Genomic DNA, 13,029 nt, shown 5'->3' on the forward strand with positions numbered 1-13,029 from the left:
GTTTAGATTTACTTTTTCGCGAATTTGGCCATAGCCTTTTTTAAGATTTCATTTTCTTCTTGATGGCGAAGCATTTGTTTCTTCATCTTGGCGATTTCATCAGCTGTGATTGTTGATCCATCCTCTGTTTGAATAGGAGTGAATTTTTATATATTATTACTTCAGAGACGCCATATTCACTGCTTAAATCTTTAGCTGAGCTACCCGAGTTATAGAGATCAACAATCATCATGTTGAAAACTTCATTATATTTTATGCCTGTATTTTTGTTTCCCATATGGACACAACCTTTCGTTATCATTCTAGTCAAATTTTTCAAAACTTAACTAAGTTGTGTCCATGAAACTTTAATAGCATACATGCACTTTTTAAACTGCTGATCTAACTCCTCTTTATTTAAGTCCTTCCCAATAAAAACAAGTTCACTTAGTTTCGTTTTCTTTTCACTCCCGATCTGGATTTCCAGAAAATAACATATGAATACCTTGGAAGACATTTCGACGTCCCATTCCTTTAATATGAAGACTCCCTTTATAACGAAATAACTTTTCTCCTTTTTCCCGAACAAGGTAACACAGAATGGTATTATCAAAAAATATTCACATTTCAAGTCGCTGCTTTTTAATTGTGTACTTATTGTTTGGTTTGATACATAAAAGAAATTCTTAGTCAACAATAAAACGTTGGCTCTTTTTTATGTCAGAATTGTATGTTTGAGAATAAGTAAGAAACCCAGCTAATCTTCTCATGTGAAGGTAGCTGGGTTTTAACACTATATGTGCAAAATAGATCGTAAAAAAGGTGCAAAAATAAATCCTATCGTGACATGAAAATTTTTTGAAAATATTTGTGTTATCTAAAAGTAATCATTTTTAGACATAAATACTTCATTTACAGTTGATTCATTAAGTATTCAAATAAAACGTATTTTTTCGTTTGTGATGAATTTCCATAGTTTGGGCTGATAGGCAAGTTACCAAAACCAACTTTAGACAATAAGTTAAGTGTATAGGCAAAAGGGGTGAGAAAATGAGTAGACGAATAAAACATACTTCACGTGATGTGGAGGAATTAGCAAGGCTCATGCTGGCAGAAGCGACTGGTGAAGGAGCGCAAGGGATGAACATGGTAGGAACGGTCGTGGCCAATCGGGTCGAAGCTGACTGTGCTCCTGACTTCAGAGGGCTGCGCAATATCAGACATGCGATTTATCAAACCATTCCTGGTACTTCAGTTCCTCACTTCGAGCCTGTCTTAAATGGAACATTATATACACAACGTCCCACTGAAGCTGATCTCCAAAGGGCTAGGAATTTGCTGCATGGTGATAGGGATCCTCGAGCGAGAATGAGTTTGTGGTTTTTTAACCCCAGTCCGGGGAAAAAATTCCGAGCTCCTTGTACACCCACGATGCCAAGATCCCCGATGACGAAGTTCGATTATTCGCACAAGAATCATTGTTTCTATGTCGCTGTACCGGGTTATTGCCCAGAGTTTTATCGATAAATTAAAAAGGAGCTGATCTTCTCATGACTTATGGATACTCGAGTTATTATCCAAACGATTATTATGATGGTTTTTACCCATCTTCCACGATGCGGGCCAGTGCCACACAGCAACAACAGCAACAACAGCAACAACAACAGCAACAACAACAACAAGGCGGTTTTATGCATTCTGGACCCACATTTGCCGCACCAGTGGTTCCGTTCGGGACTGGGCAGCAAATGCAACTCCCGGCAGGCACGATGGAAGAATCATTTATCGAAAATATCCTGCGTTTCAACAAAGGTAAGATCGGGACATTCTACTTTACTTACCAAGGTAACAACAAATGGAATGCGATGGTTTACCGCGGACGCGTAGAAACGGCTGGTCGTGATCACCTCATCATCAGCGACCCGTCCACGGGCAAACGCTACCTGCTGATGATGGCAAATCTCGACTGGGTAGAATTCGGGGAACAAATTAACTATCCTCAAGCGCAAATTAGTCCGCAAGTCGAGGCGTCCTTGACGACATCGGATTGAGCTTGCAGAACAATAAAAACCCGCTTATTTCCTTTTGGGAAAATGAGAGGGTTTTTATTCGTTCTGACAAAAGGAATGGATAAGCAGTAATCATGATAAATACTGTTGTACGTTAGGGGTAAGTGCAGTAACAAGCAAATCAGTAAACACATCGTGTGGTCTCTTCTCATTTCAAAGTAACAACATCGATACGTCCAAGTCTTTTTTACGATACGTGGGCAAAAAGAAAAAGAATAAGAAAAAGAAAAACAACAACAAAAAAAAAGCTTTTAACCCAAGTATAGAGAATAATACAGCTGCAGAGGAACAATGACAAAACCAAAAACCAAAGAGATGATAAATTCCCTCTGGAGCAGCAGTCCAAAACGGGCAGCAGTAACTGAATAGACAACTTTAACGTTTCATACACTTTGTGGGGAACGTTTTTTATGTTGAGTCCATCCTACAAATCTTTTAGCTTAGCAGAAAAGTAATAGTCAGACAAAATGGTAATGTTACAAAATATTTTTTTCAACGCTACTTTTCGTCTCATTTTTCCCTATATAGTCTATGAGAAGAATTTACGAAAAGAAGGGACAGTGATGATAAATGGCAAAATTTCGTATGGTGCGTACTGAATTTTGGAGAGATGCAATGACTTTAGAGGAGATGTCACCAGAGGATAAGTATTTTTATATTTACCTACTGACAAATCCTAAAACGACGCAAATTGGCATCTTTCGAATTACCAAAAAAGAAATGGCGTTTGAATTAGGTTATTCGCTTGAGAGTGTACAAGCATTAATGGAACGATTCATAAAACATCATAGGTTAATCCGCTACAATCCAAAAACGAGAGAACTTGCCATTAAAAACTGGGGGAAATTTAACCTGCAAAAGGGTGGAAAACCTGTGATGGATTGTATTAAAAATGAATTAAAAGAAGTCGAGGATACTTCGCTTATTTCATATGTTTCCGAAGCGATTCCGAAAGAAGAAATTAGTCATCTATTTGAATCGTTTTGTCAACACGATGCAGAGATGAAAATGAGCCATCAAGTTGAACATGATCCATATCCACATACTGAATGTGAGGAAGTGGAAGAGACTCACATAGCTTCTGAAACGAAACCAGAGCAAGAAGAAAAAGCTGTTAAACAAAATGCAGACAATCATCCAGGCATAGAGGATCAATCAAAAATTCAAAACTCAAATGATGTCCAAGAAATCATCGAGTTCTGGGACAACAATGGATTTGGTCTATCAAACGTGAATGCCAAAGAGCAGCTGCTTTCTTGGTTAGATGATTCCAGCTTTTTACAGCCTAAGGAGATAGTGTTAAAAGCCTTAGCTATAGCCTGTGCGAATAACAAGCGAAGGCTGAACTATGTCGTTGGGATTCTTAGAAACTGGGAAAATGAATCTTTATTGTCCATTGAAGAAATTGATTCTTATCAGGAAGACCAAAGCCCTGTTCATAAGCAAAAGCAAACAGAAGCGATTCCTGCTGGAAGAGCGATTCCGAGTGAATTTGTTTTTGATATAACTGCGGGTGAAGACGGGTGAGTATTGCGAAAGTAAATAAAATCTTATTTGTAAAATACTTGTGGATTTTTGTGACATAATTGGTTACTTATTTTTTTATTCCAATATAAATGGTCGATTTGTTCTATTTCACTTTGTTCATTTAGCCTTTGAGCTTTTTAATGGCTGATTTATTAAACGTGAATCTAAATCATTCAAGATACTAGATAATAGTAGAATTATCTAGTATCTATCTACTAAAATTTCTTAAGGATTATTTACACATTCTCAGCAATACCGTCTAATTGAGGTTTTTTATTTTCCATTGGATTTGTGCTTTCATAAGCGTAGGCAAGATTTAAAATAGTTTGTTCATCAAATGCATTCCCAATAAATTGGATTCCGACTGGCATATTTTCGCTCAACCCGCAAGGAACGGATATGCTTGGAAGTCCTGTTAAATTAGCTGGGGATTGCAAGCGTATAAGTTCATCAGCAACATTGAATGGCTGATTGTTTAACATAGATAGTTCTTGTCCGATGTATGGTGCAGTAAATTGGAGAGTAGGGGCAACGATAGCATCAACGGGTTTTAAACATTTCTTTGAATTCATTTTTCATTTTGTAGCGGATTTGTTGGGCTTGGACATACTCGACTCCGCTAGGCAGTTCACCTAATTCAAGTGAGAGACGTACATCGTTTCCAAAGTCTTCAGGACGTGTTTTCAAATTATTATGGTGGATGGCGCTTGCCTCTGCTAAAACCGTGATCATTTCAGCATAGTGAGCATTTAGGAGGCTTGGAAGTTTAATAGGTTTTATTTCTGCACCTAAGGCTTTTAGGGTTTCGATTGCTTTATTATAAAGGCTTTGAACTTCAGGATGAATATTCTTTAAGTAAAATGATTCCTCAATTCCAATTTTCATTCCTCTAATGTTTTCGGTTAATCGATTGCTATAGGATAATACAGGCTTTTGAATAGTAGTCGGGTCATTTAGGTCATATCCGGCTATGAATTCTAGAAGAATAGCAGCTCCTCCGCATGTTGAATTCTTAATTGGAGTAAATACTGATAAGGAGACATTCCAGAATGTTTACGGAAAAGGACTGAAAATCGTGAAGGAGATAATCTTGCTCGTTTTGCCATATCTTCAATTGTAATATTTTCCGATATGTGAAAAGAAAAATAGGGAGTTATCCAATTAAAATCTTCAGGACCCTTTTGAATAGGCTGAGTAGATTTTCCATATTTCTTCATTAATGAATAAATCAATTCATTTCCTAGATTTTGTGCTTCTAATAATCCTAGAGTATCACTAGATTGCCGCAGACAAATAATCTTCATTAATTGCTCTCGGAACCAAACAGGATTTTCTGGCTGAAAATTTACTGGAACTATTAGTTCTGAAAAATCATTCAACCTTGGCTAGATTAATTGCTTAAAACTAGTAAGGTTAGTTTGACAAGCTTTTGTAGAGAAACGCTGTTCCCTTTTTGAATGATAAAAAATATCCATGTGAACATATGGTGTAATTGTGTTTGTTGTTCCCTTTCGTGCAACTAATTCATTGGGCTGAACTAAGCAAAAATCTCCTTTTGACAAAATATAGTCTTTGCCTTCCATAGTAAACTCAGTTTATCTCATTTCAGCTTCTCTCCTCAAATTTCATGTAGCAAATTAAATCTTTTATTTTTTGCAGCCAGGAAAATAAAATCCACTATCAGCTATTTATGTATAATTGTGTGTTTTTGTGTACTTTTTAATAAAAACACAATAATTTACACGATATTCACAGAAAATTAATAATAATTGTGTATTATTTGTTTATACAATAGGTAATTTGTGTGAATGTGTTATATTTTATGCTGTTTTGAGGCGGCGTCTATTGTCATGTATTCCCCCAATTCTAGGAGGTGATGTTTCAAAATATCGACGTATCAGTATTAAAGTACCATTTCAGTTTAATGAGAGTAGTTGAAAGAGAAAATCAAGGTACCAATATTGGAAACGAAAGGGGGATTTCCTTGACGAAAAATCTACTCTCATCCCGATCGATGGGAGGATACCCGCCATCCTTGTAAAGCGGGGCGACCTTCTCCAGCACAATGGAGTCGTCGATATAAATTATATAATCAATGAGTTCCCGAATCAAAGTTTCGCTACGATTTTGTTTTTTACTCAATTTTACGAGCTTTCTGGACAGGCTCTTAAAATACTAAAAATATGGAGGTTTTCTGTAATGAAAAGAATTTTATCCATTTCCCTCGTATTATCGATGATATTCGTTATGTTATCGACCACCGCAGACGCAGTTACAAACAATTCGGACGACAAAATCGTCAAAATCGACAATATGCAGCCAGTTTACGGCCAAACGATCACCGCAAGTGTGATCAAGGATAATGGTAATAAGCGCAAAAATGTAAAATTTCAATGGCAAGTACAGGAATCACGTATAAGCGATAAATATATTAATGTACGATCGGGTGGCAGTTCCAACAGCTACACTGTAAAGTTAAATGATATTGGTAAAAAATTGCGTGTTGTAGTTTCACTGCCAAATGGTGAGAGAAAAACTTCATTGCCCACGAACGCAGTATTAAATGCCAACCCCCTTATTGCATCGATGAAATTCGATAATAATTTAAAGGATGATGCAAATCAAGAGAACTTGGAAGGGAAAGGAAATTATAGTTATGTAGACGGTGTATTACCCGGGACCAAAGCTCTTCATTTAGAAAGCGGAGACGGCAATTATGTCGGTACGAAGCATAACTTGAATTTTGGTAAAGACAGTTTTACCGTATCCTTCTGGTATAAGGGCGATACGAACAATAATCAGGTAATATTATCAAACAAGGATTTTACTAAGAGCTCTAACGAAGGCTGGGCGATTTATACATCAGCTAATTCGGTCAATATGAATTTAGGATTCCCGACCGCATCAGTAAAATTTGGGCGTGACACGTTTAATGCTTCCGATTGGCGTTACGTGACATTTGTTGTAGACAGAGATAAAATGCTCGGATCGTTGTATATTGATGGTTACAAAATGACTGAAACATCACTGGGGATCGGAACTTTAGATACATCGAACCCATTAAATATAGGTAGTGACGGATTGGGCAAACATGGCGGTAATTCATTCGATATAGCTGATCTGAATGTTTGGAAAGATGCATTTAGCAGTGATGTAGTTCAAGCGAATTATAATAGTTACGCTGTAAATAAAGTAGATATGAAAGCACTTAAAGACAAAATATCCGAAGCTAATAAAATAATAACAGGCGGTCGCGGCAAAGGCTTCAGCAAAACCGATTTTGATCATTTGAAAAAGGTTTTGAATACGGCAACTACGGTTGCAATAACGCAAAAAGAAAAATTATATACACAGGAAACCATCAATTATTACGAACGTGAACTAAACAACGCCTTATTCATCTATCAAAAAAGTAATAAAACATTAACTCCCGCCGATTTAAATATGATTGTGGACAGTGATCCGGAAATCAGTAATAATCCCGATTCAATAGCGCGCATGGAAGAAAATTTCAGAAAAGAACTGAGAGTATTCCCGCAGGCCGACGTATTGTTTATTCCTGGCGACGTTACCGGCGGAAACAGAGCCGAAGAATATCTGTTTATGAATGGTCTTACAGGCGTATACAATAAACTTAAAAATGAGGGCTTATTTGACAATACGAAGTTTTATATGGTAAGAGGCAATCATGATATGGGCGGCTCCGAAAAATTAATACCTATCGGTTCAGCAGGCGCGTGGAATGACTCAACGAATTCATACGATAACAATTTCTTTAACGATTCTTATAGGGTAAAGGTAAAAGGATATAATATTGTAGGTTTTGACGGAAATTATAACAACAACAATACGGTGGCAAAAACCAACAATTTCCTCGACCAAATTACTAAAGAAGAGGATTACGATCCAACAAAACCCATATTTGTATCTTCTCACTTCCCTATAAGCGGAACCACATGGTCATCGGGATGGAGCAGTGCAGCAAGTAATAATGTAGGTAAATATATTGCCGACAATAAATTGTCGCAGGTGGTATATCTGTCAGGTCATACGCATTACGACCCGACCGACGAACGTTCTCTCTATCAAGGTTCGGCTACGTATCTCGAAAGCGGTGGGACGTCATATTCAAGTTATATTGATGGCGGGCCGTACGGCGGATATATAGAAGGAGCTTATATCAAATACAATACCACACCTCGCATCGCGAATTTCTTAGAGGTTTACGGTCCAAAAATTATCATCAAACAGTATAATTTAAGTACAGATGAATTTGTAGGCATACCTTTTGTAGTAAACGTTGGTGAAGGCAAAGATGCTTTTACATATAGCAGGAATGATACAAGAGAAATCATAGCTCCGCAGTTTGAAGAGGGTATTAAGGTCGATTCCTACAAAAACAACGAACTTGCTTTTACAATAAAGCAAGCAAATGACAATGTGCGCGTGTTGGAATATAATATTCAGCTTATCAACAAGCTCACGGGGAAAGTGGACAAATCGTTTAACAGCCTTTCGCTGCCGCTAGACAAACCATTCGATGAATACAGACATTATAAGTTTACAGATTTGTCGCCGACTACTCCATATATACTCAGGGTTTTCGCCGACGATTCCATGTATAACCGTTCGTCGCAGGACATTGACATTGAGGCTCAAAGTGTTAATTTAAACAGCATCACTGCGCCTGCTGAATAACAGGGTTGACAATCGGAACGGCGAAGACAGGGGTCGTCCTTGGATTGCCAAAGACAGCATCTTTAGATACCGATGTAGGCAGGGCGGATACCGATGTGACATGGAATGTAGATGCTTCAGACTATGATCCTACGGTAAAGACTGTACAGATCTTTACTGTAAATGGAACTTTATCTTTGCCATCTGGGGTGAAAAATCCCAATAACGTGCCTTTGACAGCAAGCATTAAAGTAACGGTTAATAAGAACCCTCAGTCTCAAGAGTCTCTTAGAGTAATAATAGAGTAAATCGTGTAAGCGACCTTATTATTCTGTTTAGGATAATCAAGGTCGCTTTTTGTTGTTATAAAACCTCTGTTAATCAGTTTAAAAAAGCACATGTTATCACCAATCAAAAACATCCATTTACGATAAATAGTTTTTGCTATATTACTAGAAATCATTGCAGTCTATATAGAAAGAAACTTACAAACAAATATATATACATTTTATTAAAAGTAGTGAATTAACTAAAGTGACTGACAACATGCAAAAAGAGTGCAAGAAAAAGGAATGTTTTAGTCATATGTTTATGTTTGGGAGGCTTCAACAGGATCCTCATCTAAGGCTAAATAAAATTCGGATGGTATATCTATTTTAAGTTTGCGAGCGGATAAAAAGTGAAGAACATTCTTGCATTTTCTTAGACTTCCCGATAATGTTAGCTGTTTTAGGTCCTAGTGATATATTATCCAAGGTCGTTTATCGTCCTAAACAGACTACTGTTGACCTGGGAGTTTATAATAAGTATATATATTATGTAAATTTGTGCGAAAATGTGTTATATGTAGCATATACATTTGAAAAAGTTGGTGAAATCATTGTTAATGTATGATCGTCATGAAAAAGTTATGGAGCTATTACGAAAGAATAAATCGTTACAAGTTTCTACTGTGACAAAGTTGTTTGGTGTTTCTACTGAAACTGTAAGAAGGGATTTAGAGTATTTAGAAAAGGAAGGTTATTTAAGAAGAGTACGCGGAGGAGCTGTATTAGATGAGGTTAACAGCATAGAAATGAACTTTACTTTACGAGAAACAAAGAACATCGAAGAGAAAAGGGAAATTGCTGAAATTGCTGCACGCTATGTATCAGAAGGTCAATCGATTGCATTAGACGTTAGTACAACAAATACGGAGTTTGCTAAGGCTTTAAAGAAAAAATTTCAACGTCTTACAGTACTAACCAATTCTTTAGTGATTGCTAATGAACTTGCTGAAATGCCTTATTACACTATTATATTACCTGGAGGTGTTCTTCGGAATGAAGAATTATGCACGGTAGGGCATTTGGCAGCGGATTTCTTTAAAGGATTTCATATTGATTCATTTTTTATGAGTATAAGTGGTATATCATTATCTGAAGGGTTGACGGATTATGGGATGGGGGAATATCAAGTAAAAATGAAGATGTTAGAGAGTTCTCGAAACTGTATTGTTTTAGCGGACAGCAGCAAATTCGATGTTGCTTCTCTATTAAAGGTTTGTCATTTTGATCGAATAGAACGTATTATTTCAGATTCTAAATTATCAAATAAGGTCTATCAAAAGTATACAAAAGAAGGAATTGAGATTGTAAATCGGTAATTGGAATACTATTACTGAGATAAAATGTTCAAATTACCTATCGTCATTTTTTAGTTGAAGTTGTAGAAAAAGAAGAGAAAGTAGTATTTTTACTTTATTGTAAATACTGATTGATTATCAACAATGTGTAATATTGCGGTGAAAATATTGAAGCCACATTTTTAGCGCGTACCCCTCATACAGCAACTAATAACATGAAATCTTAGAACATTCTGGGCAGGTATTATATGAAAATTATCAGGTTATATGGTAATAAAAAAGTCTAATCCACAAATTGAGGAAGGTATAATAAACTTATGAAGGCGCATTCATTTAAGAAAAAACGAAGGGTGAGAATTTGTATGTTTCTAATGAAACCTGAAGGAATACTGTGATTGGGAATTATAGTGGAGGAAAAGCTTTGCAAATGTTTATGGTGGTCCTATGGTTAGGAACATATCACATCAATTTGCTTCATTTGGAACGAAATTATTTATTCAGACAGTGTATTTTGTGGGCTTTCACTTGACGTTGAATATGAGATATTCTTATTGTTACAGAGGCAGAAATGTAAGATGGGGTATCTCAATGGTATTTACCATATAACAAATCATAAAACATCTAAATTAATTAAATAAACTTGTTAAGCTCAATAACGGTCTTCAGCAACTGAGCACAATTCTGCAGCAAGAATTGTGCTCTTTCTTTATATTAATGCAATTTAAATAAACTCCAACACTTGATCAATGGTTTTGGCGTTATTGCTTCTCGTTTAGTCGTCATTTTGGTAACAATAATTATAAAATAATATTCAATTTAAAAAGTTATTCTATAGTGGCGATAAATTAGGGATAAATGAAATTCAAGGTCTTTGAAATGCTCCAGGAGGTTTTTCCATCCAACCTCTGTCAATCATTATATTAAATCCATCTTCCGCATATGTCATAACTTCAGTCAAGAGTTTAGAATAGTTAGCAGTTAAATCTCTTCTCATTGAAACAGACAAAGCATGTCCAAAATACGTAAAGCTCGTAGCGTTTAGTGTAGTAACCAAAAACATAATCAATTTTTCTGAAAATGGAGATACCTTTGAGTCTGTCACCTCCATTTCAACAGGAACCGTCCCAAACAAATCTTCTTCTTTCAAAAGATTGTTTAAATAATAAATTTGCTTATTAGCTAAATCCTTCCCCCTTTCTAGGTACTGTTTGATTACTTTATCGTCCACGACTTGAATTAAGCCATATAATAAGAGTATTCCAAAATAATTTCTTTCAATATTAAAAAAAACCTCGGTAAGCTCCATAGAATTAATCGGTCTTCTCTGACCAAACCACCCTGTCAAGAAAGATTGTTTTTCTACAAATTCAACTTTATGAGGATAAGGGATTTTTGGGGGGCGGTCATAAATACCTTTTGATAACATACAGCGTACTGACTTCTTATAAAGTCCATTCATTGAATTTAGAATTTGAGAAAAAAGTTCAAGTACATCATCTCGTGCAACGTTTGAAGTAAGAATACCGTAATTTAACAAGCCTATTCTGCTCATACCATATACAAAACTTAACGCATACAAATCATCAAATAGTGCAGGTGCTGAATAGTTAATATCTATGTCCGAAAATCCCTGAGGGATTGGAAACTTTTCTTCTTTAAATATATTTTCGATTTTTTTCATGTGCGTTTCCGAAAAGTTTAACGCTTCATTTACAATTGGAATGATTTCTTCATCTTTAAGATGTTGTAAAAAATGCTTAAAAAAACAAATAGAGGCACTATCATAAATATATGTACTCCACAAGCTCGCTATTTCTGTAGATGATAACTTGATGTTGGGATTTTCCATTAGTCACGTTCACCCTTCCATAAAAAAACAGTTTTTTTTAGAATTAGATATTTTTGTTGATCTTATTCATATGGTTACACCTAAAGGATCAAATTTTGTTTTTTCATATGTGGCATCAATTAATAGAAGTTAAAGGTTTTATTAAAGAAGAGAACCCGTTTATTTTAGGAACGCGTCTTTCATGTATTGGGCAGACCCATACTATCTTACAGATAGTAAGTAGATATATCATTGCAAGATTTATCTAAAAATTTTGTGGATATATTGTTAAAGTACTGAAATAAAATTGGCAACCCCAATTTAGAGTAGTAGAGAAATATTATTTATACCCAAAAACTCCTAGAAAATTGGAAAAATAAAACTTTTTTTCAATTTTTACGTATATAATGAAAGAGAATGTCTACCTAGTTGAATGGTGGTTTAAAACATGTAAGACCTAAGAAATAATGAAGTTGACTTAATAAAGGAGCGTTGTATAATAAAGACAAATAATTTTTTTTTTGATATGATAACTTTTTTTTAGAATGGTGTGATTCGGTTGGAAAGTGTAAAGGATGAATTTGAATTATTTAGATCATTAATAAAAGGGATTGCTGCTCAATTTGGTGATAAATGTGAAGTTGTTTTGCACGATTTAACTGGCAGTTATGAAAGTACGATAGTTGCAATTGAAAATGGGCATATAACGGGTCGGAAAATTGGTGACCCTGGAAGCAATTTGGGGCTGGAAGTTTTGAGAGGTACGGTCAAGGATGGAGATCGATATAACTATATTACTCAAACAAGTGATGGTAAAATTCTAAGATCTACATCAATTTATTTAAAAAATAGTAAAGAGGAGATAATAGGGTCTATTTGCATAAATTTGGATATTTCAGACTTTATTGTAGCTGAAAATACAATTAAATCAATTACAATGAATGGTATGAACCAAGATGTCCAAGAAGTTTTTGTTAATGATGTGAATGACCTTTTAGAGTATTTACTTAAAGAGTGTCAAAAAGAGATTGGTAAACCAGTCTTTCATATGTCTAAAGAAGAAAAGTTAAAAGCATTAGAGTTTTTAGATAAAAGAGGAGCATTTCTCATTAAAAAAGCTGGTGACAGAGTTTGTAACTTTTTTGATATCTCTAAGTTTACATTATACAACTATTTAGATGATATTCGCTCACAAGATAAAAAATCGACTTATTAAAAACTATTCTCAAACCAAAAAAGCCGATATTTACCCGTTAAGGTAAATCGGTTTTTTCTATTTAAGTGAGAAACTTTTATTTTTCTCAATGTTTTTTCTTCATGATCCT

At 35.3% G+C, this 13,029-nt stretch carries 14 protein-coding genes; 8 read left to right on the forward strand and 6 right to left on the reverse strand.

Features of this window, described 5'->3' with window-relative positions; all coding sequences use genetic code 11:
• Positions 1 to 322: 322 nt before the first annotated feature.
• Together WQ54_RS35620 and WQ54_RS35430 are read right to left on the reverse strand one after the other, a co-directional pair.
• Positions 323 to 496, reverse strand: coding sequence for a GTP-binding protein (locus WQ54_RS35620; protein ID WP_369094756.1), 174 nt, complete (start codon positions 494 to 496; stop codon positions 323 to 325).
• Positions 444 to 599, reverse strand: a complete 156-nt coding sequence (locus WQ54_RS35430; RefSeq protein ID WP_331435101.1) for a GTP-binding protein — start codon at positions 597 to 599, stop codon at positions 444 to 446. Before WQ54_RS35430 ends, WQ54_RS35620 begins: the two co-directional genes overlap by 53 nt.
• A 430-nt stretch (positions 600 to 1,029) precedes the next feature.
• Between WQ54_RS35430 and WQ54_RS11055 the strand changes: the two genes are divergently transcribed.
• The 3 genes from WQ54_RS11055 to WQ54_RS11065 all read left to right on the forward strand — a co-directional run bounded on the left by WQ54_RS11055 (position 1,030) and on the right by WQ54_RS11065 (position 3,575).
• Positions 1,030 to 1,506 carry a cell wall hydrolase gene (locus WQ54_RS11055; protein WP_046516297.1) on the forward strand — a complete coding sequence of 159 codons (477 nt, stop codon included), beginning with the start codon at positions 1,030 to 1,032 and terminating at the stop codon, positions 1,504 to 1,506.
• A gap of 23 nt (positions 1,507 to 1,529) precedes the next feature.
• A complete protein-coding gene (gerQ, locus tag WQ54_RS11060; protein ID WP_046516300.1) occupies positions 1,530 to 2,030 on the forward strand; it encodes a spore coat protein GerQ in 501 nt (166 codons plus the stop codon).
• 588 nt (positions 2,031 to 2,618) lie between these two features.
• Positions 2,619 to 3,575, forward strand: a complete 957-nt coding sequence (locus WQ54_RS11065) for a DnaD domain protein (protein ID WP_046516303.1) — start codon at positions 2,619 to 2,621, stop codon at positions 3,573 to 3,575.
• Positions 3,576 to 3,811: 236 nt separating this feature from the next.
• Here WQ54_RS11065 and WQ54_RS31880 read toward each other — a convergent pair whose 3' ends face one another.
• The 3 genes from WQ54_RS31880 to WQ54_RS11075 are packed head-to-tail and all read right to left on the reverse strand — an operon-like array spanning position 3,812 to position 4,879.
• The gene (locus tag WQ54_RS31880) at positions 3,812 to 4,147 is read right to left on the reverse strand and encodes an amidase family protein (RefSeq protein WP_084821991.1); all 336 of its coding nucleotides are present in this window, start codon (positions 4,145 to 4,147) and stop codon (positions 3,812 to 3,814) included.
• A complete protein-coding gene (locus WQ54_RS31885) occupies positions 4,116 to 4,592 on the reverse strand; it encodes an amidase family protein (protein ID WP_084821992.1) in 477 nt (158 codons plus the stop codon). The genes WQ54_RS31880 and WQ54_RS31885 overlap by 32 nt, the downstream gene beginning before the upstream one ends.
• Positions 4,553 to 4,879: a helix-turn-helix domain-containing protein gene (locus WQ54_RS11075; RefSeq protein WP_046516306.1), complete on the reverse strand. Its 327-nt coding sequence runs from the start codon at positions 4,877 to 4,879 to the stop codon at positions 4,553 to 4,555. Before WQ54_RS11075 ends, WQ54_RS31885 begins: the two co-directional genes overlap by 40 nt.
• Positions 4,880 to 5,451: 572 nt before the next feature.
• Here WQ54_RS11075 and WQ54_RS33530 point away from each other — a divergent pair.
• The 4 genes from WQ54_RS33530 to WQ54_RS11095 all read left to right on the forward strand — a co-directional run bounded on the left by WQ54_RS33530 (position 5,452) and on the right by WQ54_RS11095 (position 9,897).
• Entirely contained in the window at positions 5,452 to 5,616 is a 165-nt protein-coding gene (locus WQ54_RS33530) for a hypothetical protein (RefSeq protein WP_156177879.1), read from the forward strand.
• A gap of 158 nt (positions 5,617 to 5,774) precedes the next feature.
• Positions 5,775 to 8,273 (forward strand): LamG-like jellyroll fold domain-containing protein, encoded by a 2,499-nt coding sequence (locus WQ54_RS11085; protein WP_046516314.1) that lies wholly within the window; start codon positions 5,775 to 5,777, stop codon positions 8,271 to 8,273.
• Positions 8,274 to 8,278: 5 nt separating this feature from the next.
• On the forward strand, positions 8,279 to 8,560 hold the full coding sequence (locus WQ54_RS34650; protein ID WP_231597500.1) for a hypothetical protein: 282 nt from the start codon (positions 8,279 to 8,281) through the stop codon (positions 8,558 to 8,560).
• 578 nt (positions 8,561 to 9,138) lie between these two features.
• Positions 9,139 to 9,897: a DeoR/GlpR family DNA-binding transcription regulator gene (locus WQ54_RS11095; protein WP_331435100.1), complete on the forward strand. Its 759-nt coding sequence runs from the start codon at positions 9,139 to 9,141 to the stop codon at positions 9,895 to 9,897.
• An 841-nt stretch (positions 9,898 to 10,738) separates the two neighbouring features.
• On the opposite strand, the gene WQ54_RS11100 is transcribed toward WQ54_RS11095, so the two are convergent.
• Positions 10,739 to 11,725, reverse strand: coding sequence for a DUF3231 family protein (locus tag WQ54_RS11100; RefSeq protein ID WP_046516325.1), 987 nt, complete (start codon positions 11,723 to 11,725; stop codon positions 10,739 to 10,741).
• Between the two features lie 538 nt (positions 11,726 to 12,263).
• Between WQ54_RS11100 and WQ54_RS11105 the strand changes: the two genes are divergently transcribed.
• The gene (locus WQ54_RS11105) at positions 12,264 to 12,920 is read left to right on the forward strand and encodes a transcriptional regulator (RefSeq protein ID WP_046516328.1); all 657 of its coding nucleotides are present in this window, start codon (positions 12,264 to 12,266) and stop codon (positions 12,918 to 12,920) included.
• Positions 12,921 to 13,029 lie beyond the last annotated feature (109 nt).

The sequence above is a fragment of the Bacillus sp. SA1-12 genome, from assembly GCF_000981385.1.
In the GTDB taxonomy this organism is placed as follows: Bacteria; Bacillota; Bacilli; order Bacillales; family Bacillaceae; genus Metabacillus.